General features: G+C 62.1%; 22 protein-coding genes and 2 pseudogenes. 8 read left to right on the plus strand and 16 right to left on the minus strand.

All coding sequences use genetic code 11. From position 1 onward, the window contains the following. Nucleotides 1-5: 5 nt before the first annotated feature. The 15 genes and pseudogenes from HUK73_RS17775 to HUK73_RS17845 all read right to left on the minus strand — a co-directional run. On the minus strand, nucleotides 6-2,819 hold the full coding sequence (locus HUK73_RS17775) for a conjugal transfer protein TraG N-terminal domain-containing protein (RefSeq protein ID WP_066701127.1): 2,814 nt from the start codon (nucleotides 2,817-2,819) through the stop codon (nucleotides 6-8). 18 nt (nucleotides 2,820-2,837) lie between these two features. Beyond that, nucleotides 2,838-4,292: a conjugal transfer protein TraH gene (locus tag HUK73_RS17780; RefSeq protein ID WP_066701128.1), complete on the minus strand. Its 1,455-nt coding sequence runs from the start codon at nucleotides 4,290-4,292 to the stop codon at nucleotides 2,838-2,840. Continuing rightward, a complete protein-coding gene (locus HUK73_RS17785) occupies nucleotides 4,292-5,098 on the minus strand; it encodes a conjugal transfer protein TraF (RefSeq protein ID WP_066701157.1) in 807 nt (268 codons plus the stop codon). The genes HUK73_RS17780 and HUK73_RS17785 overlap by 1 nt, the downstream gene beginning before the upstream one ends. A gap of 304 nt (nucleotides 5,099-5,402) precedes the next feature. Further along, nucleotides 5,403-7,195, minus strand: a pseudogene (locus tag HUK73_RS17790) (conjugal transfer protein TraN). Nucleotides 7,196-7,233: 38 nt separating this feature from the next. Further along, a complete protein-coding gene (gene trbC, locus HUK73_RS17795) occupies nucleotides 7,234-7,980 on the minus strand; it encodes a type-F conjugative transfer system pilin assembly protein TrbC (protein ID WP_066701129.1) in 747 nt (248 codons plus the stop codon). A 12-nt stretch (nucleotides 7,981-7,992) separates the two neighbouring features. After that, nucleotides 7,993-9,012, minus strand: a complete 1,020-nt coding sequence (gene traU, locus HUK73_RS17800) for a conjugal transfer pilus assembly protein TraU (RefSeq protein ID WP_096367889.1) — start codon at nucleotides 9,010-9,012, stop codon at nucleotides 7,993-7,995. Further along, nucleotides 9,012-9,281, minus strand: a complete 270-nt coding sequence (locus HUK73_RS17805; RefSeq protein ID WP_066701131.1) for a hypothetical protein — start codon at nucleotides 9,279-9,281, stop codon at nucleotides 9,012-9,014. The genes traU and HUK73_RS17805 overlap by 1 nt, the downstream gene beginning before the upstream one ends. Beyond that, nucleotides 9,281-9,937, minus strand: coding sequence for a type-F conjugative transfer system protein TraW (traW, locus tag HUK73_RS17810; RefSeq protein WP_066701132.1), 657 nt, complete (start codon nucleotides 9,935-9,937; stop codon nucleotides 9,281-9,283). Before traW ends, HUK73_RS17805 begins: the two co-directional genes overlap by 1 nt. Then, a complete protein-coding gene (locus tag HUK73_RS17815) occupies nucleotides 9,934-10,470 on the minus strand; it encodes a S26 family signal peptidase (protein WP_066701133.1) in 537 nt (178 codons plus the stop codon). Before HUK73_RS17815 ends, traW begins: the two co-directional genes overlap by 4 nt. After that, complete coding sequence (locus tag HUK73_RS17820) at nucleotides 10,451-11,125, minus strand: TrbI F-type domain-containing protein (protein ID WP_070936364.1); 675 nt, start codon at nucleotides 11,123-11,125, stop codon at nucleotides 10,451-10,453. The genes HUK73_RS17815 and HUK73_RS17820 overlap by 20 nt, the downstream gene beginning before the upstream one ends. After that, nucleotides 11,118-11,477 carry a hypothetical protein gene (locus HUK73_RS17825; protein WP_066701135.1) on the minus strand — a complete coding sequence of 120 codons (360 nt, stop codon included), beginning with the start codon at nucleotides 11,475-11,477 and terminating at the stop codon, nucleotides 11,118-11,120. Before HUK73_RS17825 ends, HUK73_RS17820 begins: the two co-directional genes overlap by 8 nt. Nucleotides 11,478-11,482: 5 nt before the next feature. Next, the gene (traC, locus tag HUK73_RS17830) at nucleotides 11,483-14,074 is read right to left on the minus strand and encodes a type IV secretion system protein TraC (protein ID WP_066701136.1); all 2,592 of its coding nucleotides are present in this window, start codon (nucleotides 14,072-14,074) and stop codon (nucleotides 11,483-11,485) included. A 1-nt stretch (nucleotide 14,075) separates the two neighbouring features. Then, the gene (locus HUK73_RS17835) at nucleotides 14,076-15,071 is read right to left on the minus strand and encodes a TraV family lipoprotein (RefSeq protein WP_066701137.1); all 996 of its coding nucleotides are present in this window, start codon (nucleotides 15,069-15,071) and stop codon (nucleotides 14,076-14,078) included. Continuing rightward, on the minus strand, nucleotides 15,068-15,946 hold the full coding sequence (locus HUK73_RS17840; RefSeq protein ID WP_066701138.1) for a DsbC family protein: 879 nt from the start codon (nucleotides 15,944-15,946) through the stop codon (nucleotides 15,068-15,070). The genes HUK73_RS17835 and HUK73_RS17840 overlap by 4 nt, the downstream gene beginning before the upstream one ends. Next, nucleotides 15,933-16,667, minus strand: a pseudogene (locus HUK73_RS17845) (TraB/VirB10 family protein); the annotation flags it as partial. The gene HUK73_RS17840 and the pseudogene HUK73_RS17845, both read right to left, overlap by 14 nt. 119 nt (nucleotides 16,668-16,786) lie before the next feature. Here HUK73_RS17845 and istA point away from each other — a divergent pair. The 7 genes from istA to HUK73_RS17880 all read left to right on the plus strand — a co-directional run bounded on the left by istA (nucleotide 16,787) and on the right by HUK73_RS17880 (nucleotide 25,253). Continuing rightward, nucleotides 16,787-18,283: an IS21 family transposase gene (gene istA / locus HUK73_RS17850; RefSeq protein ID WP_082430708.1), complete on the plus strand. Its 1,497-nt coding sequence runs from the start codon at nucleotides 16,787-16,789 to the stop codon at nucleotides 18,281-18,283. Then, complete coding sequence (istB, locus tag HUK73_RS17855) at nucleotides 18,280-19,047, plus strand: IS21-like element helper ATPase IstB (RefSeq protein ID WP_054944222.1); 768 nt, start codon at nucleotides 18,280-18,282, stop codon at nucleotides 19,045-19,047. The genes istA and istB overlap by 4 nt, the downstream gene beginning before the upstream one ends. A gap of 253 nt (nucleotides 19,048-19,300) precedes the next feature. Continuing rightward, a complete protein-coding gene (locus HUK73_RS17860) occupies nucleotides 19,301-20,974 on the plus strand; it encodes an AMP-binding protein (protein WP_218036644.1) in 1,674 nt (557 codons plus the stop codon). A 50-nt stretch (nucleotides 20,975-21,024) separates the two neighbouring features. Next, nucleotides 21,025-21,792 carry a 3-hydroxyacyl-CoA dehydrogenase gene (locus HUK73_RS17865; protein WP_176593290.1) on the plus strand — a complete coding sequence of 256 codons (768 nt, stop codon included), beginning with the start codon at nucleotides 21,025-21,027 and terminating at the stop codon, nucleotides 21,790-21,792. A gap of 19 nt (nucleotides 21,793-21,811) precedes the next feature. Continuing rightward, a complete protein-coding gene (locus HUK73_RS17870; RefSeq protein WP_176593291.1) occupies nucleotides 21,812-22,993 on the plus strand; it encodes an acetyl-CoA C-acyltransferase in 1,182 nt (393 codons plus the stop codon). After that, entirely contained in the window at nucleotides 22,990-24,126 is a 1,137-nt protein-coding gene (locus tag HUK73_RS17875; protein WP_176593292.1) for an acyl-CoA dehydrogenase family protein, read from the plus strand. The genes HUK73_RS17870 and HUK73_RS17875 overlap by 4 nt, the downstream gene beginning before the upstream one ends. Before the next feature lie 5 nt (nucleotides 24,127-24,131). Next, nucleotides 24,132-25,253 carry a CaiB/BaiF CoA-transferase family protein gene (locus HUK73_RS17880; RefSeq protein WP_176593293.1) on the plus strand — a complete coding sequence of 374 codons (1,122 nt, stop codon included), beginning with the start codon at nucleotides 24,132-24,134 and terminating at the stop codon, nucleotides 25,251-25,253. Nucleotides 25,254-25,683: 430 nt separating this feature from the next. On the opposite strand, the gene HUK73_RS17885 is transcribed toward HUK73_RS17880, so the two are convergent. Continuing rightward, entirely contained in the window at nucleotides 25,684-26,034 is a 351-nt protein-coding gene (locus HUK73_RS17885; protein WP_176593294.1) for a hypothetical protein, read from the minus strand. A 240-nt stretch (nucleotides 26,035-26,274) separates the two neighbouring features. Here HUK73_RS17885 and HUK73_RS17890 point away from each other — a divergent pair, with 240 nt between their 5' ends. Then, nucleotides 26,275-26,508, plus strand: coding sequence for a helix-turn-helix domain-containing protein (locus HUK73_RS17890; protein ID WP_255326417.1), 234 nt, complete (start codon nucleotides 26,275-26,277; stop codon nucleotides 26,506-26,508). Nucleotides 26,509-26,550: the final 42 nt, after the last annotated feature.

Below are 26,550 nucleotides of genomic sequence, written 5' to 3' on the forward strand. Positions count from 1 at the left end.
GTCCTTTACTTCCGCAAGTTCGGATCGGTGAAGAAACCGCGATTGAGTTCGCGGCCGACCTCGGATTGTAGATCAACATTCGCGCCACCGCGATTGTTACGGGCGGCTTCCGCTGCCGCCCGATCACCGTCCAGCTTCGCCTGTCCATCAGCGATCATGCGGGCAGCGGCGCCAGGGTCGCCGCCTCCCCCACCGCTACCGATCCCGCTAACCCCGCGCGGATTATAGGAGCCGCGCACATCGCCGGCGTCGAGATCGATCCGCGACACGTCGACCAGCGACGGGTCCTTGATATCGCCGCTGATCTCGGACCAAAGCGCGTCTCGTTTTTCCTGTGCCCACTGTTGAATCAATTGGTCACGGACCGCGCGCTTCTGCGGCGTTAAGTCGGTCGCCCAAAGCTCGGGCGCATCAAGGTTGGGATGAAGGGCCTGTTGCAGCCTGTACCATTGCGCAAGATCCTGGCTCATATTCTCGCTGAGCTGCATCCCGTGCGATTCGGCGAAGCTCGCATCGCGCGCGAGGGATTGCGATAGCTCTTCCATACGCCGCGCGGCCTCGGAATAGGATCGTGCCCGCGAAAGGGCGTCCTCGGTGCTCACCGAGGACGATGACGTCACCGATGACCGGCTGAACGAGCCTGAACGAACATAAGTGCCGTCGGATGTGCTAGCTCCGCTGCCGTTGGAGTGCTCGTCGCGCACACCGCTTGAAGACGAGCTGGAGCTGTCGGAGGAACGCGTTTGATCCGTGCCATAGCGAAGATTGTCGACCTGTTGCCCGGTCTTGCTGACCCCAAGGGAACCGCCGACATTGGGAAGAAGTCCCCCGCCGCCTGCCCGCCCACCGCCACCCTTACGACCTCCGCCGCCGCCGATGCCGCCATTGATCCCGCCGGTCACCTGATCGAGCGTGCCGGCTGACCGATCACGGCCCATCGAGATCCGATCGGTCAACCCGGTCGAGGAGCGCTCCTCTAGGCCCTGCGAGCTCGACCCGGTAACACGATCGAACTTCTCGACATTTGTATTTGCGGTGGACCCGCTTCCAGATTCAAAGCCTCTGGATCGCTCGGACGAGACCCCAAACGCACTTCGGTTCGTGTGTGTGCTGGTCAGAATATCCTGCGCGGCATTCTCCCACGCTTGCGCTTGGCGATGCGCCGCGCTCGACATTTCCCGCCATTCCGCGACGGTGCCGCTGTTCATGGTTGGCGTGAACCCCAGCCGCGAGATCGCGCCCGACATGTCGATGACATCTTGTCCATTGCCGAAGCCCGACACCACGGCGCCGTTGTCCTGGCGCCAACCCACGCTGGTCGCACCGCCCGTGAAACTCGGCGCAATCGACCATTGGTCGCTCTGGCGCATGTTCGACGTCGCATTCGCCCAGCTCACATTGCCGTAAGAATAGTTTCCCGTGGTCTGTTCCAGCGCGGCAGCCTCGGCGGCGTTCTGTGCCGGCGCAAGCATCGAGGTCGCCTGGCCCGCGATCGACATCGCGCCCCGTGCAAGACCCGCGGCGAGAAATGGGATGCTCATCAGCATGAAGCCGGCGATCGTCGCAGTCTCTCCATTCACGGCGCCGATGCCGGCATAGGTGCCCAGCGTGACGCCGCCGGGCGCGACCCCCGCGGCGGCGGCCTCGGCTCTTGTCATGCAGATCATGTGCAGGATGACATAGAGAGGCCCCCAGGCTGCGAGATAGAAGAAGCCCATCGCATAGCCCTTCAGGGTCGCGAGACCCGTTTGCGGCATCAGGAACAATGGGAATATCACCGGGAACATCGCGAAGAAGACCACGGTCAGCACGATGTTGAGGATGGGCACCCAGGCCATCGCCTGCTGTGCGATCGAATTATAAGTGTTGCGTGCCTGAATGTCGGCGCGGGTCTGCGCGAAGGTGTCGATCGTCGCCGCGCCCGATCCGCCCGCCATGCTGTTGCGGGCTTGCATGAAGGCGTTGATCGCCGTGTTCTGCCGCATGGAATCGCTGTAGTTGCTGCCCGAGCCGGTGAACGCGGCATTGGCGATCGGCAGATCGTGCCTCAGCTTGTCGGCCGCCAGCGCGTTGCTCAGCTTCGGGTAAAGCTCCTTCCCCCAGAACGGCGTGTTCGCCTCGATCATCGGCGCCCACCGCGCATTTAGCATGTCGTAAGCCTGCCGGCAGGTGACGATCGCGCTGGTGACGGTCCCATCGCCCTGCCGTTCGAGCCATTCCTGCGATCGGGCTTCCGAGCCGGGACCGATTTCCGCCCAGAGATCCTTCGATTGCGCCAGGACGGTCAGCGACTTCCGGTAGAGCATCACGTCCCCGAAGACGCATTTCTTGAAATGCTCCTCAAGATTGGTCGAGAACTCGGCATCGCGGATCACGAAGTTGCGAGTGGCGTCGAACAGGCGCGCGCCATAGACCATGCCGTTGGTCGAATAGTTGAGCTCGCTCGGCATCACGAAAACGGTCTCGGCCGTCCGCGTCAGCCAGTCGCCAATCTGCGTGGTGAAACTTGCCAGAACACCAAGCCCGAGCGGCACGTTCGCGACCGTTGCCGGTGCCAGTGACGGATTGATCCGGTCGGTGACCTTCACGTCGATGGTCGGCACCATGAGGCAGAGATAGATCGCCGTCGATTGCAGAAACCAGTTCATCCACACGCGAAAGTTCATCGTGAAGGCGACGACGAGCAGAGAGTAGATGAGCCCCATCACCATCACGACGCGGAGGAGCGAGCGGTATCCACCTCCCCCGGACCAGGCAGCGACGGCATTGAAGGTGTTGACGAGATATTCCCCGCCCCCGACCGTAAAGACCTCGAGCATCGCGCCGGCTCCCCTGCCCTAATTCAGCCCTTGTGCGTTCAACCCGCGCGAGAAATTGAGCGCGGACGCCATGCCCGGCGTCATCGAATTCTGGAGCGTGGATTCGAGCATGATGCTGCGATCGATGATCTGCATCGTCACCTGCAGCTTGTTGGAGAGCTTCACGTCACGCTGCGCGAATTTCTGCCGCGTCGCAGCGATTTGCTGTTTCCACTGCGTCGCGGTGGCCTGGTCGAACGTCTGATAGTGAGTCTGCGCCTGCTCGACGCGATCGAGCATGTTATCGAGCATCGCGGCCAGCAGATCGACTGCGACGATCTCTGAGAGCGTTTCGATTTCGCCGTCGGTCAGCGCGTAATGCGCATAGGCCTGGACTGACAGGATCTTGTAGAGCGGTACGGTCGCGAGGTTGAGGAGCTGCTTCTCCGAACCGTCGAGCGCGGTGTCCGTCCTGATCTTGCTGCTCATCGAGCGGATCATCCCTGCGATCCGCGGCCGCAACGCCGACGAGGCCGGCACCGTCAGGGTCTGCTCACCGACATCGTAGCAATCCGTGTCGTTGCACTTGAGCATCTTCACCGCCGGTGCGTTCGCCGTGCCGTCGAGCAGCGCCGTAACCACCGCCTCCTCGGCGGGCCCGAACATGATGACCTTCCCGCCTACGCTCGGATCGGTTGATGGCGTGGTGATCACCGTGCCGACGAGCGTCATGATATATTCGGAGAATGACTGGTCGAACGCCCCGAATTTGGCGGACTTCTTCAGCGCCTCCCAAGTGTAGTTGTGTGGCTCGCCGACGAGCTGGTCCTTCATGCTCGCATCGGTATTGCCAGCGATTGTGCTGTCCCGGCGGTTGCCGTTGTTGCAGCCTTGCCGTGAAGCGGCCCAATCGGAGAATATGCCCTGGCTGTTGCCGACCGCCTCGCAGATCGTCGAGCGGGTGGTTTCCATCTGCGGCCAGATTCCACCGACCAGCGCCTGCGCCGTCTCGCAGCTCGATATATTCATCTGGTTGAGAAGCTGCGCCTTCTGGCTGAACTCATCCATTACCTTCCCGATCTCTGGCGAAACGGAATCGATCGCGAGCTTGAAGGCGAAACCAAGGGCATTGTTGGCGGTCGCCTTCAACATCGCCACGATTTCCGAGGCGTTGATGAAGGAGAAGCTGCCTGCGAACAGGTCGATGCCGCCGCAGCCCGCCCGCGCGCTCGGAAGCTGCAGATTGAACGGCGAGACGCTCTTCTGCGGAAAGCGGGTCCACACGTTGCCAAGCGAGTAATAGCCCGCGGACTGACCCTGGAATGCCGTCGGCCCGGTGACATTTGCGGCGCCACCGGCATCGTTGAAGAAGCCGTTCATCTCAGACGCGACATCAGCGTGCGCGACGCCGACGATCGCGAAATGGGAAGCTGCGATTAACGCCAGACCAGAGCCGAACTTCCGGCGCAGGACGCCCTTTTTTGCCTGTGTCATCAATAGTCGCTCCCGACCTTGGTGTTGGTCAGCATGAAGATGCGGTCCATGATTTCGTCGGCGCTGAGCACGCCGTAGCCGACCGGAATCGTCCGCTTGGTCTGGGTATCGAACAGGACCAGCGCAGGCGTTTCATTGCCCGGCACACCCATTCGTGCCCGCTGCCCGGAATCGACGACGTAATTCGGAAAATCCCTGCTCGGCCCGCCGTCCATGGATACGGCCATCACCGTCATCCGATGACTATCGGTGACCGATCGCAGGATCGGCGCGAACACCTCGCACGCGCCGCAACTTTGGGCATAGAAATAGAACAGCCCGTAGCGCTGGCCGAGGCTGGTGAGGACAGCATCGCGGTCGGCCTTCCGATTATCGAGCCACAGACGCTTGCCGACCGTCGAAACCGGGCGTTGCAGCGTATAGTCGAGGTCCGGGTTCTGCCAGAGCGCGCGTTGCCAGGTGTCCGAGAATGTCGACGCGCGATCGAGCTGTTCGCGCTGGAAGCGGATATAGTTGATGACGTTCGCTTCCGTCGGCTCGAGGATGGCCTTGGCCTTCAGCTCGTCGAGTTGCTTGGCGATCGCGGCGATCCGATCCGTGGCGCGATCCGCTTCGACAGGCGTCGCCGGCTTGGCGTTGTCCATCGGCTTTGGCTTCGCGCAATAGAACCACTGCCCCAGCCTGCGCTCGCCGCAGTAGAATTCGTCCGGCCGATCCTGCTCGATGGTATCATTTCGGGCCGCGGGCGCGTCCTGGGCAAGCGCGGGCGCCCAAATCGCCGCCGAGAGAGCTGCCGCAAGGATCACCGTCCGGTCAAGAATTGCCATGTTCCGTCCCTCCCTCGGCCTTACCGGGCGACTGTGCAGGGCGTTCGCGGGGCGGGCTTTCTTTGCGCGCTTCCCAATCCGGTAAATGAACACAGCAATCGGCCACCGTTGCGGCGTGCCGGGAGGCGCACGGCGGGCGCGGCGACGGGCTCTCGTGCGCTGGCTGAAGCAGCAGCGCTGCCGCGATGACGGGCAGCTCAAGAAGCGGCATCGACATGATCATTCTCCCTGACTTTCTGGCTTCGGACGGCCTCCCCCCGGCGTGGTGCACATCTGACCCGCCTCATTTTCCGTGGAGGTCGTAGTAGGACTGAATTTTCGCCTGGATGTCCGTCATCGTCTGGACTTCGTCAGGCAGCTTCGCCGCATCCATGAAGTCCGCATACACCTCGGTGAAATTCATGACGGAGAGGTCGAGGCGGGCAAATTCGTCGACGGTGAAGCCCTGACACGTTTCCTTTTTGGCGCTCCCCCAAGGCTTGCCGAGCTGTGGCCGGCCCTGTTCCTGAAGCACGCGGCTGAGCTTGCTTTCAAAGCAGCAATAGGCGGTCCGCTTCGTTGTGCAGATGCCGAGGATCTTCGATGAGCAATAGGTTCCGAGATTGTGGCACAGACCCATCCGATCCTTGATGTCGAGCTTCATCTCGTCCTGCGAACAAGCGAACAGGGTCAGGAAGGGCGTCGCCAACGCGGCGATCGCCGCAGGCCCGCCGGCCAGTGCGGCTGCGCCTGCACCGACCGTCAGCAGGCCTGACGTTTTGCCGGCGCAGCAGTTGATGAGCCCGAACACCGGCTTGTGACAGGTCTCGCGATTGCCCTTGAAGACCGTGAAATTGGTCTCGTCGAACTCCTCACCGGCCTGGTCGATCGAATGCAAGGCGACGAGCGCATCCTTGAATTCGGTCGACGCCTCGCGAACGATCGGCTCGCAATCACCGTTGATGCAGTAGACATCGTCGCCGCAAATATATTGCGGTGCGTCGCTGGTCCCACTCAAGGGCGTCGGGCATTTATAAACCCGGTTTTCGACCTGACATGCGCCGCCGTTCGGTTCGTCATCAAGGCATTCGGTCCGCAAATAGGTGCAGGCCCGATTGCTCTCGAGGTCGCCGCAGTCGCTGGCGGGAGTCAGCGTGTGGCAGGTGAAGTCTCTTTTCCACGCCCAGCATGCCTGGGTTATCGGCACCCCATTGATGACGCGGGTCTCCGGGCCCTCGGTGCAAATCTCCCCCGCAGGATCGGCCGTGCACATGGCATCCGCTGTAAGATGTCCACAGCCGTCGGCCCTCTGACGGTGACCTGCGTGTCGGTCGTTTTGGCATGCCAATCCCGTCCGGTAATCGGGCTAGGGAGGAAGGCAATTCCCGTCAGGTCCTGGGAGCAAACATATTCGGTGGCGTTGTAATCGTCGCAAAATTTGTTCGTCGAAACGCCGTAGATGCGATGGGCGGCGCACGCCTGCATCACCACGCCAGTCGGACGGCATGTCCCGGCCGTTATATGCGGCGCCATCGAATCGTACCGTGCGAACGGGGTGCCGTAGGCGCTGTTGGGAACCACAAAGAATTTGAAGGCGTCGACCGTCGTCGTCTCCGGCACCATCGTGATCGAGCAGGAGCGCGGCTGGTCCTCGATCTTCGTGCCCTGATTGCAGGTCGCTTCGTAGTAGCCTGCGTTCCCAACCGCCGGTGGCAACGGCACACAAGACCCGCCACCGCCGCTATAATCTTCACCGGCCAGATAGGTGGATGGATCGTTCTCAACCGACGTCGCCCTCTGCGTGGCCGCCAAGATCTCCGAATTGCTGAACGTCGCGCGCGTCCGATCGGCGTCCGTCGTGATGCGATATTGCTCGTTCGAGGACTTCGCCGATTGACCGGCCGCCTCAAGTCGCTCGGGATCGTCGAAATAGGAACCTTCGGGCAGGCTCGGGCCGGAATAGCCGGGGACCGCTGCCGCCTGGGCGTCACTCGACGGTACGAGCGTCGGATCGTTGCGCTTCTGGGTGCCGAGCTCCTTGCCCTGCTCCCGCGCCTCCTCGACGGTCGTTTGCGCCAGCGCCGGCGTTACGACCATCAGCGCGACAACGAGCGCAGCCGAGGCGGGGATCGACCTCACCGATTGACCTTGCGCATGTTGGAGAGCCCAACGGCGGCGACGCGGGCACCCGGGCCATTCCCCTCGGCAAACTGCTCGAGCGCATATTCAACCGAGACGTTGCCAATGAGACGGTCGTGGGGCGGAACCTTGGTCTGGCACGAGAAACCGGCGCAAAGGTCGAAATCGGACGAGACGGCGATATAGGTCGGAACAGCTTGGACGTCGAAAGCGCGGAAGAGGCGCGGATCAATACCGACATTGGCGAAATCGTCCTGCCGGGTCACGATCTTCCCGAGGGCGGACGAAAACTCCTTCATCGAATTGTTCGGAAAGCCCCGGAAGACGACCACACCGCCCGCGCGCGCGGTATCGCCGATCAATTGCTTGAGCGCCTGTGGCGGCATCGACAGGCTGGCAAACACTATGAACTGGGGTGCTTCGCCCTTCCCCACCGTCGCGTTCGACGCGGCGCCCGCTACGATTTCGTCGAAGTCGACCGGACCAGCGGGCCCCTTGGGCAGATCGGTCTTCGCAACGCGCTGCATGTTGGCCATGCCACCGTCATTCACATTGGCCGCCTCCTCGCGGAACGCATCACCCCTGTCCTTCACCTGATTGACGAACGCCTCGGCATCAGCCTGAAGCTCGGCTGAGCGCTTCTTGATCGCCTGAACGTCGATCCCATCGACGCTCTGCGCAAGCACCGCCGATATGCTGGCGATGCCGAGAACAGCAGTAGAAGCCCAAAGATATCCGCGCATCGAAAGGCCCCCCTAGAGAACGCAGCAGTTGCGTTTGCGCCAGACCAGGTAGCCCATGTCCTCGCCACCGGCGGGATAGGCGCGGCCTGCGTCGGGCGGCATGGTGGATGCCCCGATCGCGGAGCAAGCGAAGCGACCGCTCACGGTCGGGATCGGATTGACCATCTGAAAGCGGTATTGCTGCTTCCGCATGATCGGCATGAGGTACTTCTTGCAGAGGCCCGCCGACCCCATCGTTCCCCACGCCAGCGCCTCGCGGTGCATCTTGTACGCAAAGCGCGACAGCGCGAGCCGCGAGGACTGAACGTGGCCGATCGACGACGGCACGTTTCCATTGAGCGGATACATGCTGCCCTGGCAGCCAGCGCACCAGAATAGCGGATCGAGCGGCAAATGGGCGGTGCCGGCGATGCAGTCTCCGGCGCAGGCAACCTGGGCGATCGGATTGGCAAAAACGATGGCTTCCGGGTTGATGAGTGCTGTCAGCGAGTCGTCCTGCCAGAGCGGGTCGATCTCGGTCATGTACGCGATATCGAAACTTGCCTGCTCGAAGCAGACGAAGTCGGTCAGGATTTCCATCCAGTAGAGGAGCGGGTACACATACCAATGGACGTGCCATTTGGCCGTGCTCTGGGAGCGGCCGCCCACCATCGACGGGCCGGCCAAATAGCCCTGTCCGATGTCGAAGCCGGGTGCGATGCGGATACCACCAAGGTTCGGAAAGCACCAAGGCTTCATGGTCACGTCCGCGAGGCGCGCTGGTTCCCAGAAACCGACGGAGATACCGATCCGAGGAATGGGGCTGCCGCAGGCGCAAATAGGCGAAGCCGGATTGGCTGTATCCGGCCGGCCGCTCGGCCAGATCTTGAGGCCGCCCACCGACAGCGGGAAGAGGCACGACCAACAGACATCGGTGATCGGGTTGACGAACTTCCCGTGACAGGTCGGTCCCGCGGCCTGAGCGCTCGGCGCGAGAATGAAGGCGGCGATCATCGTCAGGAGGAGCCGCAGAGCCCATCGCGCGCTATGCATCATTGCTCCTCCCCGCTTGCTTCCAGAAATGAGGTGTCGGCGCGATGCTTCCGCGCGAGGTAGACGGCGGTCGTGCAGATATTGGCAAGCAGAAGTACTGCGATCGCGCATGGCGCCGCCCGCCCGAAGGCGAGCGATAGCGGCTGCAGGCCAATAATCGCGGCGCCGAGCATCAGACAAAGCATCTGCCAAATCAGGCGCAGACGTCGCAGCGCGCCGGTCTCGGGGGCCGCCATCGGCGTGCGAAGCATGTCTAGCCAAGGTGGCATCAGCCTGTTTTTCCGGGCTTGAGCGCGACTTCGGACACGCGCATCACCCTGCCGGCCTGGGTGACGATTGCCGGTGTGTGCTCGATGCCGAACCGGGTCGTGAGCTTGCCTGCCTGGTCGAAATAGAAACGCCGCTTTTTCGCGGTCATCAGCTCGACCGGCGAGCCATTGACCAGGATGATCTTGGCCTTGATGTCGGAGTAATGCTCGATGGCCCACGCCGTCTGCGCGGGGTCGTCACCATCGATGAAGACGAGGTCCTGTCGGACCGAGACGAAGTCGAGCGGATTGATACGCTGGCCGGCCGCGGCGATCAGGTTTCCTTTCTGATCGCGAATGTCGCGCTCCATCATGACCGAAGGATCGAAGTCCCAGCTTCGGGCCGCTCGCGCCGCGGTTATCCCCGCCACGGGATCAGGACGCCGAACCTTCGCCTCGACGCGCTTGGCAAACATCTCATTGGTGCGCGCGAGTTCGCCACTCGCCTCGGCCCTGCGCAGTCGGGCTTCGATCGTCGAAAGCAGATCCGGCTCGATCACCGGAAATGCCTGTGCCGCCTGGCCATAATCCTTCGCTTCCGACCGCATCGGGGGAAAGACGAGCGCCGCGCCTAGCGCCGCAACCGCGCACACGCAGCTCGTGACAAGCATCCTCATAGGATTGGCTCCCCTGTCCCAATGATCTGGCGCCCGCAGACGAAGCCAATTTCGCCGTAACGGCTGTCGAAGCCGTCCTTGTGAGGCGTCGCCGCGAAATAGCATCCGGCCGGCACCCGTCCGGTGGCGCCAGGAGTCAGCGGCTCGCCGAAGCGTGTGAAGGGCTTCATCTGCGCGACCGGGTGACCATTCACGGCGACCGTCCGGCCGATATGGCTGATGATGTCGCCGGGCACGCCGTAGGCGATCTTCCCGAACATCTGTGGCTTCGCGCCGAAATGGCGGCGGAGGAGCTCGCCGGGCGGCGGATCGAAGAACACATAGTCGCCGCGTGCCGGCAGCTTGTGGCGCTGGATGAGAAACGCCCAATTCGGGAGCGAGTCCGTCGTGTTGATCAAAAGGGCGTGGCCATCACGCCATTCGCCGATCGCGCCGAAGCCAAGCGTCCCGGCGACGGCCACCGCCAGCATCCCCCACATGCGCGTGCGGGGACGCCAACGCAGGGCTTCCACCCTATTGGCCGCCGTTGCCATCAGGTCCTCCGAACGTCGAGACGGACGCACCGGGAATCTGCGGCGGGATTGGCTGGGCCGGAAAAGCCTGGCCCGCGGGCACCTGAGGGCTGGCGCCGGGGACGCCAGCCATCGGATCGATGGTTGCCCCCGGCGCCGCCAGCGGTGCTGCACGCGAGGCGGCCAGCGCCGATTGGGCAGCCGAGAGCTCCTGCATCCGCTGCAATTCCTCGACGGACATACGCTTGGGTTCGGGAACGCCCGAGGCAAAGACCGCCTTTTTCAGGCTGTCGGTGATGTCCGGCACGTTCTTGGTGAGCACGGCTTCACCGACAAGCACGATCTGGCCGTCTTGGCTCCTGCGCTGCAGTTCCTTGTCGAGCGAGGACATGAACGCCTGCATCTCGGCGCGCACGCGGTCGGGCGGCGAGCCTGAGAAGCGCTGTGCCTCGACATAGTCGCCGACCAGCGCCGACAACCGTGCCGAAACGATATGGTCTTGTTTCGACTGGGTCAGTGCCCGCGTCACCCACATTCCCCAGATGATCGCAGCGACGAGCAGCAACAGGATCAGCATCTGGACGCGCGTGAAGCCGCCAAAACCGACCCTGCGCTTCGCTGCTCGGGTCTCAGGCGCGGAAGGGGGAGGAAGGTCGAGTTGGGGTTGGTCAGCCATGAGGCGGAACTCCCTCATCCGCACGCTGCGGAAGGATGCGATTGGCGCGAAGAGCGACGACGGCGGTGGAAAGGATCATGTGCGCGATCGCGAACATGTTGAGGAAGGCGGCGGTGCGCGCCGGGTCCGCGGCAACGTAGCGCGTCGTGAAATTATTGAGCTGATGGACGAAACCATCGAACGAGAAGCCGCCGATCGCGAGGAAGAAGAGGCAGAAGAGGCCCCAGGTGATGAGCATCGTCGACGCGACAAAGCCGAGCCCATGCAGCAGGAAATGAAGCATGGTCTGCCATTCATGGCGCGTGAACCCGATGTATCGCCGGGCGGTGGTCGGGACCGGATGCGTCGCCATCCCTGCTACTCCGCCGCGATCGCGATCTCGTCCTCCGGGACGAGATTGCTGACCCACTTTTCGGGATTGTTCGGAAACGCGATCCGCTCGATCGCCTCGTCCATGCTGAGGCCCTCGGCGATCAGAGCGTCGATCGCCGCAAAAGTCTTCGGACTCGAGGAGAACAGCGCTGCGGAATAGGGGTCGAGGACCAGGCGGCCGACAGCGAGGGTGTCGGGCCCTTTGATCATGATGTCCGAATATTCGAAGCCGTTGCGCTTCAAGGATCGCAACAGCGCATCGGTGTGATCGTCCATCTCGAAGCGGTCATGCTTCTTGAAGTCTGCGATCGTCTCCGGCTTTTGCTGGAGGATCACGAACCAGTCGGAATTTTCGAGCGCCGCGACCGATCCGGCCGATTTGTAATAGTCGTTCAGCGATTGCGTCGCCGTGACCAGCGATGCGCCATATTTCCGGCAGGTACGCGCGTAGGTCTCGATGAAATCGGCCATCGCCCCGCCGCGGAGCATCTGCCATGCTTCGTCGAGGAGTAGCGCTTTCGGGATCGAACGATCCAGCTTGCGCATCATCTGCTGCGACATGAACATGATCGCCGTCAGGACGACGCTGCGCAGCTCCTCACGGGCAGACAGATCGGAGAGCTCGAAGACCGTGAGCTGGGCCGAAAGTTCGAACGAGACCTCGCCCTGAAAGAAGCGGCCGTAGGTGCCGCCCGACGAGAAGGGCCGCATCGCGATCGCAAGGTTCGCGGCCAGCCCGTTTCCGGTTGCCTCGAGCGCCTCGATGACAAGATCGATCGAGCCGCGGCTGCCGTGCGCCTCCCAGACCTGGTTCACGGCACCGTCGATCAGCCCGCGCTCGGTGTCGTCGAGCAGGTTGATATGCCGGGACATCTGATTGATGATGGCCTTCAGCATTGCCATGCAGTCGAGGAGATAGTCCTCGTCTTCGGCGGCCTGGGCCTCGTCGATCATCGAGAAGGGATTGAGACAGAAGCCCGAGCTCATGGTGAACTCGACAAAGGCGCCGCCCTGAAGTTTGGCCGAATGCTCGAACGAACGCCCGTCGTCGATCACGACCACTCGCGCGCCGGCACCGCAGAGCGAGCCGCATAATTCCTGCAGCGCGACCGACTTGCCGGAGCCCGATTTGCCGAACACGGCGACGTTGTGATTGCCGGCGGCATTCTCGAAGGGGCTCCAGAAGAAGGGCTGTCCGCGCCGGCCGATCAGCAGCAGGTGGGGAATGCTTCCGCCGAGATATTCCCCCTGCAGCGGCGCGAGATTTGCGGCCGTCGTCGTGAGCAGAGTGCGCATCCGCTTCATGCGCTCGAGATCCTTTGACAGGCCATTGGCCATCGTCATGGGCATCGCGCACAACAGACCCATCACCTGCAGGTAGCGGTCATCGAGAAGATCCCAGCCCGCCGCACGGTAGACCGACTTCAGCACTCGCTCGTTGCTGTCGCCCTGCCCTTTCGGCGAGAACGACGTGACGCTGAAGAACACGCGCACGAGCTTCCTGCCCTGCCGGATCTCTTCATTGACGTGTCGCCACTCCTGCGACTGCTCGCGGAGCTGCGGCAGGAAGCGGGACGATTTGGAATCGGCCAGGCTGGTCGTTCGCATGAACTTGTAGCTGGCCTTGTTGGTCGACGCCTGCGGGTCCGGGAACTCGATGCACAGGTTGGTCGATACGGGGCATGGCATGCGCAGCTTGTCGGTAAAGATGTCGCCGATCAGCCGGGTTACGTCCCATGGCGCCCAGCGCGTGGGCAGGTTGCGCACCGAGAAGGAGCGCACATCGAACACGTCGGGGTAGATCTCCCCGATCTCCGGCGCGCCCTTCAGCGTTTTTCCGGTCGGCCGGAAGCGCTCGGTCCGCAGCAACATGCGGTCCGGCTCGATATGCAGCTCGATATCCCTTCGGATCGCCTGATCGGCGATCGGGTCGAGAGGGTTGTAGCTCACCGCATCGTCGCCAGCGGCGGTGGTCGGCGACGTGATATCGTCGATCCAGCCGATGAGCGCGACCGGGTCCATCTTGCGGGCGGATACGTTCACCGATTGAAGAGCCGAGATCAGCCCGTCCATGAGCGATACGATCTGCTCGATCGTGATGTTTGAGGACTCCGGCGTCGAGTAGGATATCGCGACCCGATGATGGCGAAGGCAAAACGGCGCGTCGGCTGAAAGCGAATTCCAGACGCCGTCCGTCAGGAAGTCGACCCGGTGCTTGGCCATCCGTTCGTAAACGCCGCGCGCCGAGTAGCGGGGCAGATACCATTTCGAGAGCTGCTCGCCGATGCGCGGCGACATCCATTGGTGAATCTGAAGGCAGCCGGGCGCGGGAATGCCTTCGGACAGGAACTGCGCCAGGATCTCACCCGTCCGCTCGTCCGCGCCGACCAGCGGCGCGGCCTCGATCACGAAGCCGCGCGAGGCGCTATTGTAGAAGATACCGGTCTTCGGGTCGAAGCTTCGATAAGGGAGCCAATGCGCAAGCATCGGGACCACCAGGTCCGGCCGCTGGGTGTCCGGTCGCTTGCTGTCGCCGAAGATACCGGACAGCAACTCATCGAGGAAGCCGCTCGCCATCTCAATTTTCCTCTGGAGCAGCGGCCGGGAAGTTCGCCGCGCGCACGGTGGGCTTCGTCTTGGGCTCGGGTGTCGGCGTCGATCCGGTCAGAGCTGCTGCCTTCGCGTCGCTCGCTGCCTGAGCCGAGCGCGCCTGGTATTCGGTAGAGCCTCTCACCCGCGTGATTGCTTCGCCGATCGCGGTCGCACTGTCTGCGCCCTCCGGCGCCGGGGCGGTCCCGGCCGAGGCTTTGTCTGCCGTTGCGAGCGGCGGCACCTTCGCTTCGATAGTCGGCGCCCCCGGCACTGCTCCCTCGACGCTGCGCGATTCCGCGCGCCTGGAGGAGACGTTAGTGGCCGGGGGCGTCGGTGTGCGGCCCGCCTTGGGGGCTAGACGGGTCGCAACATCGTCCTTGATCGCTTTGACCGGGTCGGCTGCACGGGCGCGGGCTGCCGCGACGGCCGCAGGATCGGGTAGATTGGGGTCGACGCCGCCCGTCGCTCGGCTTGCCAGTTCCGCTCGATCGACCGCTTCGGCGAGCGATTCCGGCTGCTCAGCAGCGACAATCGCATCTCGGTCCGGTATCGCTGTTGCATTGACGAGGAATTGTTGTTGCCATTCCCCGCTTTGCACCACGGCATGGACTGCCGTCACCTCATGAAGGCGGCCACGCTCATCGATATATGGCTGAAAGACAATGCGCAGCACGCGCTCCTGGGTACGGCGCGCATCGATCTGAGGTGCCGGCGCTTGTCCTAAAAAGGCGATGTGCGAGGATCTGGGTGCAGACTGCCTGGCCGGCCCGCTGCTGGCCGGCGATGAACGCTCGACAGTGCCCTCTCCGGTGATCATCGCGAGTGCTCGATCGTCGATCGAGGACGATGGCGCGCAGATGCCATCGGGCGCTTTACAGGAAAAACTTCCCTTCACATTGCTGCCGAACGTGGCGCACCCGCCAAGCAGGGACAGAGCGGCGATCGCGCAGCCGCGCAGCGACAGGGCGTGCCGCGCCGTCACGACCGCGTCCCCTGCAGCCAGGCCTCGAGAAACTCCTTGGGCCGATATCCTTCCAGGACGGCGCCATCACCCCGAACGATGATTGGCGTCGCATTAAGCCCATGCTCGCGCGCGAAGCGCTCGTTTGCATCGAGCCCCTTGGTGTCGCAGCTCGCCGGCGCTTTGAATGGCTCACCGGCATAGGCGGCATGCAGCGCCTGTTCCTGGTTTTTGGAGCAATAGACGCGGTCGGCGATGTCGCGGCTACCGAGGACCGAGATCGGACGCTCGACCACCTTCACATCCATGCCGCGCAAGACGCTGGCGAGCGCCCTGCAATAACCGCAACGGAAGTCCGTGAAGATGGTGATGCTCTGTTTGGCCGACCGGTTGCCCCAGACAATGGCCCCGTCGGCCGGAAGCCCAGACAGGTTGAGCGAGACGGGGCGGACCGGCGCGGATGTCTTGCCGACACCGCGCGCCGTCGCTGCGATTTCGCCAGCCTCGCCGTCATCGGATACCGCGGCGTTCGCCTTGGCGGCCCCGCCCACCAGCATGTCCGGATTGATCTCGAGCAGCCGCGCCGCGGTCAGGTCTTGACGCGTCTCCATATCGTAGACACGACCGATGATCAGATAGCGCGCGCCATGATTGACGTAGAAGAGGTTCGCGCCCGAGGTGACTTCGCACAGCCCGTCGATCTTATCGCAATCGAGCTTGTTGATCGGCGTCTTCGGAAGCCTGGTCTTCAGGAGCAGGCTGACCTTGGCGTCATCCTTGCCGGCGACATCGGCTGCAAGAGCGATTCCGGCAACGCCGAGCGCGGCAGCGGCCGCTACAATCGGCGCCGGGCGAGCGAACGCGCGCAGCTTTCGCAGACGATCAATTGCGGACATAGACACCCTCCAGGAAAACGATTTCGACATCGATGCCGGTCGGCATCTCGATCACGGGCTGATATTGCTCGGCCCGCTCGATCAGATATTTCGAGACGTCCTTGCCCGATTCCGCGGCACCGCCGCCGAGCGCGCGCAGGCCGACGCTGCCGAAGTTGGGCGTGCGGTTGACGCCCCCCTCCCCGTCGGTGCTGATGCTGGCGAGCGGCTGATTGAAAGCGGTGTTGAGAGCGTTGCCGCCACCACTGACCAGACCGGCCAGAAACGCCTGCATGGCAAGCGAGCCTTCCCGGCTGACCACTCGGCCGCGCACCCCTGTCTTGCCGCCAAAGGCGATGAACCCCTTGACCTCGGAGACGGCGTAGCGCCCGCCAGGCTGCGGGCACGTCATCTTTTGCAGTTTGACGTAGACCTTCTCGCTCGAGAGCTCGCCGCGGGCGGCACCGTTCACGAGGCAGCCTTCGATCTTGGTCGTTAGGAGGCGCCCGTTCTGATAGACGGAACGGGCCGGGCCAGTGACGCGAAGCACGACCGGCAAGGGGTCGGTCTGGCTGTTGACGCCGGCGCTCGCGTCAACGCCGACTATGACCTTGGCACTGGCGAAGCTGTTGGGCGGCAGATAGTTGATGCTGTCGCTGAAGGTGGTCGTTCCCTTAGCGACGCGCGTGGCATTGCCGGCATCTGCGGTCTGGAAACTGACCAGCTTGACCTCGGCGGCGCCTGAGAACGGCGGTGCAAAATTAGACCACGGTGGCGGCGGCGAAGTGCTGCTGCGGGCGGCGTAAAAGTCGTCCACTTTGCCTTCTTTGCGCGAGCAGGGAGGGCGTGGAGATATATACCGTGGATCTTTACCTGAAGGTGCGTCTTGCTTGCGCGGGCGGCATGAGCCAGCGTGAGGCGGCGAAGCATTTCAACGTATCGCGCGACACGGTCCGCAAGATGCTGTCGTATTCGGAGCCCCCCGGTTACCGCCGGACGGCGGCGGTGCGGCGGCCCAAGCTGGAAGCGTTCGTTCCGATCATCGATGCATGGCTTGATGGTGACCGTCAGGTTCCGCGCAAGCAGCGTCATACGGCGAAGCGGGTATTTGACCGCCTTCGCGAAGAGCACGGTTTCACCGGCGGCTACACGATCATCAAGGATTACATCCGACAGCGCGAGCAGCGCAGCCGGGAGATGTTCGTGCCGCTGGCGCATGCGCCCGGCCATGCCCAGGCAGATTTTGGTGAGGCCATGGTCGAGATCGGCGGTGTTGTGCAGAAGGCGCATTTCTTCGTGCTCGATCTACCGCACAGCGACGCCTGCTACGTGCGCGCCTATCCCGCTGCCGTTGCCGAGGCATGGATGGACGGCCACGTGCACGCCTTCGCGTTTTTCGGCGCGGTGCCGCTGTCGATCGTCTACGATAACGACCGCTGCCTGGTCTCGAAGATCCTGCCCGACGGCACGAGGCAGCGCGCCCGGCTGTTCAGCGGCTTCCTGTCGCATTACCTGATCCGCGATCGTTACGGCCGTCCCGGCAGGGGGAACGACAAAGGCAGTGTTGAAGGGCTGGTCGGTTATGCTCGCCGCAACTTCATGGTGCCGATCCCCCGGTTCGCGACGTGGGAGGCGTTCAACCTGTGGCTCGAGGAGCAATGCCGCAAGCGTCAGAACGACCGGCTGCGGGGCGAGAGCGAGACGATCGGCGAGAGGCTGAAGCGCGATCTGGCGGCGATGCAGGAACTGCCGGCTGCCCCGTTCGAGGCTTGTGACCAGACCAGCGGCCAGGTCTCGTCGCAGGCGCTGGTGCGTTACCGGACCAATGATTACTCGGTGCCGGTGCGCTTCGGCCATCAGGAGGTATGGATCCGGGGCTATGTCGGCGAGGTGGTGATCGGCTGCCGGGGCGAGGTCATTGCCCGTCATGTGCGCAGCTACGAGCGCGAGGACGTGATCTTCGATCCCATCCATTACCTTCCCCTGATCGAACAGAAGATCAATGCGCTCGATCAGGCAGCGCCCCTGCAAGGCTGGCACCTGCCCGAAGCGTTTGCAACGCTGCGCCGCCTCATGGAAGCTCGTATGGGCAAGCATGGTCGGCGCGAGTATGTGCAGGTGCTGCGTCTGCTGGAGAGCTTCACGCTTGCCGATCTGCATGCGGCCGTAAAGCAGGCTCTCGATATCGGGGCGATCGGCTTTGATGCCGTGAAGCATCTCCTGCTGTGCCGGGTGGAGCGCCGACCACCCCGATTGGACATGGCGATCTATCCCTATCTGCCCAGAGCCAGGGTGGAGACGACATCGGCGCGCTCCTACATGCAGTTGCTCTCGGGCGATGCGAAGGATGCGGCATGAGCAGTCCGTCCCCCGAGCTGTTACTGGCCAGCCACCTCAAGACGCTCAAGCTACCAACCTTCCTGCGCGAGCATGACAAGCTGGCCCGGCGATGCGCGGCCGAGGGCGCAGATCACGTCCGCTACCTTGCCCGGCTTGTCGAACTGGAGCTGATCGACCGGGAACGCCGGATGGTCGAGCGCCGGATCAAGGCTGCGAAGTTCCCGGCCGCCAAGAGCCTCGACAGCTTCGACTTTGCCGCGATCCCCAAGCTCAACAAGATGCAGGTGCTGGAACTGGCACGCTGCGACTGGATCAACCGCCGCGAGAACGTCATAGCCCTTGGTCCCTCGGGAACCGGCAAGACCCATGTGGCGATCGGCCTCGGCCTTGCCGCCTGCCAGAAGGGCCTGACGGTCGGCTTCACCACCGCGTCCGCGCTGGTCAGCGCGATGATGGAGGCACGCGACGAACGCCGCCTTCTGCGCCTCCACAAGCAAATGGCCGGATACAAGCTCCTCATCATCGATGAACTGGGGTTCGTGCCGCTCTCGAAAACCGGCGCGGAACTGCTGTTCGAGCTGATCTCGCAGCGTTACGAGCGCGGCTCGACGCTGATCACCAGCAACTTGCCGTTCGACGAGTGGACCGAAACGTTCGGCTCCGAGCGCCTGACAGGCGCGCTCCTCGACCGGCTTACCCACCACGTCTCCATACTCGAGATGAACGGAGAGAGCTATCGTCTGGCCCAAAGCCAGGCGCGCAAGGCACGCTCCAACCCCTGACAGAAAAGACCATCCGTGTGTTGGCGACCCCCACTCGGGCTACGCCCTCGCGGCGCTCGCCAGCACACGGATCACCCGGCCTGATTTTGCGCCGCCCAATGGCCGACTTTTACTCCGCCGTTGACAGAGGGCAGGATATCTCGCTATCCCCTCGTTTGAATCACGGTGTGGAGGAGGTTCGGAATGAATCTGGCGATAGTGACGACCCGGTCGATCGCATTGCCCCGCAAAATTACTGGAGATCAAAGCAGCCATGATGACTTCCGGCGCACAAGAATCTGAGTCCGCCTGCTATCGGGGTGTCTATCGATCCTTCGATCTGGATACCGAAGCCGGTAAGCTATTTGGCAGCCTTTCAACTGGCATCAACGCCTGCGTCGAATGCTGCGATCGATGGGCCGAAGACCCGTCCAAGGTGGCTGTCCACTGGGAAGACGCAACGGGACGGAAGCTTGACTTGACTTTTGGGGAATTGCGCGATGCATCGGCCCGTTTCGCAAATTTCCTCGCCGGCCGTGGCATCGTTCCGGGAGACCGCGTTGCGGTGATGTTGCCTCGCGTACCTGACCTGATCATCGCCGCTCTTGGTGTGTGGCGGTCAGGAGCGGTCTATCAGCCGATGTTCACGGCTTTTGGATCGAAGGCGATTGAGCAAAGGCTGGGCACCAGCCAAGCAAAGCTCGTCGTCACCGATCCGGCCAACCGGCCTAAATTCGATGATGTCGACAATGCCCCCTTGATTGCCGTGACAACGCCCGCTTACGGCGGCGAGCAGATCCGTGAGGGCGATCTTGATCTGGCCGCCGAACTAGCATGCCAGAGTGCAGAATTCGAACCTGTTGCACGTGCCGGGGACGACATCTTCCTTTTGATGTCGACGTCGGGGACGACCGGCTTACCCAAGGGTGTGCCGGTGCCGCTGAAAGCGCTGGTCTCGTTCCGTGCGTACATGGAATATGCGATCGACCTGCGCAAAGGCGATATCTACTGGAACATCGCCGATCCCGGCTGGGCCTATGGGTTGTACTATGCCGTGATCGGTCCACTCCTGCTTGGCCATTCGACCACATTCTTCGACGGGCCGTTCTCGGTTGAAACCACGTACCAATTGATCCAGAACGCGGGCATCACCAACCTCGCCGGCGCACCCACCGCCTATCGCTTGATGATCGCCGCCGGTCCGGACGTGGCGGCTACCGTGAAGGGGTGCTTGCGGCGCGTTTCTTCCGCAGGTGAGCCGCTGAATCCGGAAGTCGTCCGCTGGTTTGCCGAGCATCTCGATGTCCCGATCGCTGACCATTATGGGCAGACGGAATTGGGTATGTGCGTCAACAATCACCACGGGCTCGATCACGATATTCGCATTGGGTCAGCGGGTTTTGCCATGCCGGGCTACCATGTTGTTGTGCTCGACGAGGAAGATCACGTCCTCGGCCCCAACCAGCCCGGCATACTGGCTGTCCACGTTGAGAAATCTCCGATTATGTGGTTTGCGGGCTATCTCAACGAAGCGACGCCGTCCGTGTATGGCGGCTACTATCGTACGGGCGACACAGTCGAACTGGAGCCGACCGGCCATATCTCTTTCGTCGGCCGCGCTGACGATGTCATTACCTCCTCGGGATACCGGATCGGGCCGTTCGACGTCGAGAGTGCACTGATCGAGCATCCCGCGGTTGTCGAGGCCGCAGTGATTGGCAAGCCCGATCCCGAACGCACCGAAATCGTGAAAGCCTTCGTCGTGTTGAATGCGGCCTACGAGGCAACGCCGGAATTGGAGGAAGAATTACGCCGCCATGTACGCAATCGCCTGTCTGCCCATGCCTATCCCCGCGAATTCGCCTTCGTCGCTTCGCTGCCGAAGACGCCCAGCGGGAAAATCCAGCGCTTTGTTCTGCGCAACGCGGAGATCACGGCTGCAGCGTGAGCGTTCCGGCCAGCCACCTCGTTGGATGACGAGTTCATGGGAGTTCTGTTTTGCAGTTAGAGAATAAGGTTTTCATCGTGACGGGGGCTGGATCCGGCCTCGGTTCGGCAGTTGCGCGTGGATTTGCGAAGGCGGGCGCGCGGCTGGTGCTGTTCGACCTCAACGGCATGGCCGCGGAGGCCGAACGGGCCAATGTCGAGGGTGAAGCCTGCGTCATCTCCGGAGATGTGACCAGCGAGGAACACGGCCGGGCGGCAGTGAAGCTGGCGCTCGACAGCTTCGGTCATCTACACGGGTTGGTGAACTGTGCGGGTGTCGCGCCGGGAGAGAAGATTCTTGGCAAGAAGGAGATCCATCGGCTCGATAGCTTTGCCCGGGTGATCTCGGTCAACCTTGTGGGTACGTTCAACATGCTCCGCCTCTGTGCCGAGGCTATCGCGAGGGAAGAACCAGGCCCGGACGGAGAACGCGGGGTGGTCGTCAACACAGCGTCGATCGCTGCGTTCGATGGGCAGATCGGGCAAGCGGCCTATGCCACCTCTAAGGGCGGCGTGGCAGCACTGACTCTCCCGGCCGCGCGCGAACTGGCGGGCCACGGCATCAGGGTCGTGACCATCGCGCCAGGCATCTTCGGCACCCCGATGATGGCGGCCATGCCTCAGGAGGTGCAAGACGCGCTGGGCAAGGGTGTTCCCTTTCCGTCCCGTTTAGGCCGCCCGGAGGAGTATGCGGCGCTGGCGCAGCATATCGTCGAGAACTCCATGCTCAACGGCGAGGTGATCCGGCTTGATGGCGCGCTGCGCATGCCGCCGAAGTGATTGGGGGACAGGATTTGCCATGAATGACCAGATTGTCATTGTCGGGGCCGCGCGAACTCCGATGGCCGGGCTGCAGGGCGATTTTGCAAGCCTATCAGCGTACCAGCTCGGAGCCGAAGCGATTCGCGCCGCGGTTGGCCGCGCCGGCGTTCCTGCCGGCGATGTCGAGGGCGCGATAATGGGATGCGTCCTGCCAGCAGGCCAAGGGCAGGCCCCTGCCAGGCAGGCCGCGCTCGGTGCCGGATTGCCCGAAAGTGCCGGATGCTCCACCGTCAACAAGATGTGCGGTTCAGGCATGCAGGCGATCATGTTCGCCTATGACATGCTGGTTGCCGATAACGCGCAGGTCCTTGTTGCGGGCGGCATGGAAAGCATGACCAACTCGCCTTATCTGCTGCCCAAGGCGCGTGCCGGTCTTCGACTCGGCCACGGCGCGGTCGTCGACCACATGTTCCTCGATGGTCTGGAAGACGCCTATGATCGAGGGCGTCTGATGGGCACCTTCGCCGAGGACGCGGCGCAGGTCTATGGCTTCACTCGTGCGGAACAGGATAGCTATGCGCTTGCCTCGCTGGAGCGGGCGCTGAACGCCACGCGAGACGGCAGCTTCACTGCCGAAATCACGCCGGTGGCGGTCGAGACCCGCAAGGGACGAGTCGTAATCTCGGTCGACGAGCAGCCGGGAAAGGCCAGACCGGAAAACATCCCGACGCTCAAACCCGCCTTCCGGGACGGCGGAACGGTTACCGCCGCCAATTCATCGTCGATATCGGATGGAGCGGCCGCCGTGGTGATGATGGCGCTATGCGAAGCCGAGAAGCGCGGATCGGCCCCGTTGGCGAGGGTCGTCGGCCATGCGACATGGGCATCGACGCCCTCGCAGTTTGCGTCAGCGCCGGTCGGGGCCATCCGCAGGCTGCTCGGCAAGGTCGGCTGGGCCGTCGACGACGTCGATCTGTGGGAGATCAACGAAGCCTTCGCCATCGTCGCGCTGATCGTGATGCGAGAACTGGGACTGCCGCACGAAAAGGTCAATGTTCATGGCGGCGCCTGCGCGCTCGGCCATCCGATCGGTGCTTCCGGTGCCAGGGTGGTCGTGACGCTGACGGAAGCGCTTCGCAAGCACGGCCTTAAAAGGGGCATTGCGACTTTGTGTATCGGTGGCGGCGAGGCCACGGCGCTGGCGGTAGAAATCCTATGATCCTCAACGATGAGCAGCAGATGGTGCGCGACATGGCCCGTACCTTCGCCCAGAGCGAGCTGGCTCCCTTCGCGGAGAAGTGGGACCACGAGCACCACTTCCCCGCCGAGGCGCTGGCGAAGATGGCCGAGCTCGGCTTTATGGGCATGACCATCGATGAGGCTTGGGGCGGCGCCGGGATGGACTATGTCTCCTATGCAGCGGCGCTGATCGAGATCGCGGCGGGTTGTGGCGCCGTATCGACGATCATGGCGGTGCATAACGGCGTCGGCTGCGCGCCAATCATGGCCTACGGCAATGACGCGCAGCGCGAAAGGTTCCTTAAGCCGATGGCGCGCGGCGAGAAGCTGGGTTGCTTCTGTCTGACCGAACCCGAGGCCGGCTCTGATCCCGCATCGTTGCGAACGCAGGCCCGCCGTGACGGCGATCACTATGTCCTCGACGGGGCCAAGCAATTCATAACAACAGGCAAGAACGGCCACATTGCCATTGTGTTCGCCGTGACCGATCCGGCGAAGGGCAAAAACGGGCTCTCCGCTTTCATCGTTCCTACGAATACGGTCGGCTACCATGTCGTGCGCGTCGAGGAAAAACTGGGCCAGCACGCATCTGACACCTGTCAGCTCGCGTTTGAAGACATGCGCGTGTCTGCCGATCAACTGCTCGGCTCGGAGGGCATGGGGCTGAAGATCGCGCTCGCGAATCTAGAAGGAGGGCGCATCGGGATCGCTGCCCAGTCGGTCGGCATGGCCCGCGCTGCGTTTGAAGCAGCGCTCAGCTACGCCAAAGAGCGTCGACAGTTCGGCAAACCGATCGTCGAGCATCAGGCGGTCTCGTTCCGACTTGCCGACATGGCGACGCAGATCGCTGCGGCAGAACAGCTTGTCTTCCACGCCGCCGACCTTCGCGATGCGGGTAAACCATGCCTGAAGGAGGCCTCAATGGCCAAGCTCTTCGCGTCCGATATGGCGGAAAAGGTCTGTTCGGATGCGATCCAGATACATGGCGGTTACGGCTATCTTGCAGATTATCCAGTGGAGCGGATCTACCGCGATGTTCGGGTTTGCCGGATCTACGAGGGGACGAGCGACATCCAGCGTCTGGTCATTGGACGCAGGGTAGCGGCGGAGTAGGCACCATGGGAGTACTGACAGGACTGCGCATCGTCGAGCTTGCGGGACTGGGGCCGGGGCCTTTTGCCGGTATGCTGCTGGCCGATCTGGGTGCAGATGTCATTCTCGTCGAACGTCCAGAGGCTGAAGCTTCCGTCACCAACACCGGGAGCGCCATGATCGTCAATCGCGGGAAACGGTCGATAGCGATCGACCTGAAACAACCGGAGGGTGTAGAGACGGTCCTACGTCTCGTCGAGCGCTCTGACGCACTTATCGAGGGAATGCGGCCAGGAGTAGCCGAACGCCTGGGCATCGGACCCGAACAGTGCCATAGTCGTAACAGTGCCCTGGTTTACGGACGGATGACGGGGTGGGGACAAGACGGGCCGCTGGCACATGTGGCTGGCCACGACATAAACTATATCGGCCTCTCTGGAGCCTTGTTCTATTCAGGAGAAGCAGGGCGTCCCCCCTTCTCTCCGCCAACCCTCGTCGGCGACATAGGCGGTGGAGCGCTCTACCTTGCTGTCGGCATCCTGGCTGCGGTTCTCGCGGCCCGCTCGGATGGCAAGGGGCGCGTGGTCGACGCTGCGATCGTCGATGGCTCAGCGCACATGATGAATTTATTGCTCTCGCTGAATGCCGACAATCCGCGCGCATTCGAACGAGGGCAGACTCTGTTGGATGGCCCGCACTGGTATCGCGCCTACCGCTGTGCCGATAGCGAATATGTGACGATTGGTCCGGTCGAGCCGAAATTCTACAGCTTGCTGATGGAAAAGCTCGGACTGGCGGACGATCCGGCCTTCGCCGCCCAATATGATCCAGTGGTCTGGCCGACACTTGGAGCGAGGCTGGAACGCTTGTTTGCCACTCGGACCGCCGCTGAGTGGCGTGTATTGCTGGAGGGAACAGACATATGCTTTGCGCCGGTCCTGACGCCCACGCAGTCCGCAGAACATCCGCATATGGCCGCGCGCGAGATTTACTCGCGTGCTCATGGCGTGCTGCAAGCACGTGCGGCGCCACGTTTCGTCGGTGAGGAAGTTCCCGATCCGCCCTCCGTTCCCCGTAATGGCGAACATTCCAGCGAAATCCTCCGCGAAATTGGGATGGCACCACTTGAGACGATTAACAACAATTAGATAATTCCTCCATATTTTGAGTCATTCTTATCTGGCATGATGAAGATCATATAAATAATATATAGGTTTTCTAACCAGATTACATTGCCCAAATTGTGCAACATTCACTGTCGTATCCTGCACTGGATTGAGATTGTTACTCTAAGCTCGCAAGGTAGATCTTTCTGCTGTGACAATTTCGAAATTCGATTAATAGCAAGAGGACAGAGAGATTCGGCACCTCACAGATTGAGAAGCAGCGTTATTTGTTTGGTTTGCACAGGCAAAACCGCTCGCCAGTTACTTGGATCAGCTATGCTGATGAAAAACACAAGTCATCATGGCGACACTCTCGATACTTCAGATTTTGTCTTTCAAATAATCCTATTTGTCGCAGGAACAGGTGACTAGATAGGAAGTTGGTGCAATCATACGGTTCCCGTTCCGAATGTTAGAACAGGGAAAGTTGCAAAGGCGTCATTGTCAGATTGGTGACATAGCTTCCAACGGTTTCAAGAGCGATGCCGAGATTGATGCCCCGGTTGCGTTCCGCTACCGCTACAAGGAAAGCGTAATGCTCTCGAGGTATGTGAAGCGCGACTTGTTTTAACCTGTCATGATCGCATGGCGGAGGTGGCGCCACCAGTTCATCGGCGGAGTAATTTGCCATTGCCTTGCGGATCATCGCGGAAACCACACTGTCGAGGCCACGCATATTATGGAGGAATTTGAGATGATTTAGACGCTGACCGAAGCTGATTGGTATCTGTAGCTTACATTGCACAAAGCCTGCGGCAGCCATTACTTGCCGCTTGCGCTGCATACAGGTAGCGGGAGTGATCGGGCTTAGGTTTGATCGACTGCGACGTGCCATTCTCGTCACGATATGGCGTTTGGATTTTGTTGTCAAAGTTATGCAAAAAAAGGTAGTTAATTAGATAATATCGCATAGGCCGTGCAGGTCGCTATAATTTCCGCCGCCGGATTGGGCGGATGCTTAGCGAACGACGGACGGGACAACCCTATGGCGCGATATTTGAGGTTGGATGAGGCAGCGTCAGAGCTAGCGAAACTGTTGGCAGAAAATTGCAAGCGTCGCCGTGCCGATCTGGCCATCTCACAGGCCGAACTTGCGGAGCGGACCGGCATCGCAGCCTCGCATATCTCGCTTATCGAACAAGCCAAGGCCAACCCGACTCTGGAGGTTCTGGAGGATATGGCCAAAGGGTTGCAAACCACTGTCGTTGCTCTGTTGGCCGCTCATACAAACCCCTAGAATTGTGCAATCTTCGCTAGACAGGGCCATCGCGCCGGCTCT

This window comes from Sphingobium sp. EM0848, assembly GCF_013375555.1.
Classification (GTDB): Bacteria; Pseudomonadota; Alphaproteobacteria; order Sphingomonadales; family Sphingomonadaceae; genus Sphingobium.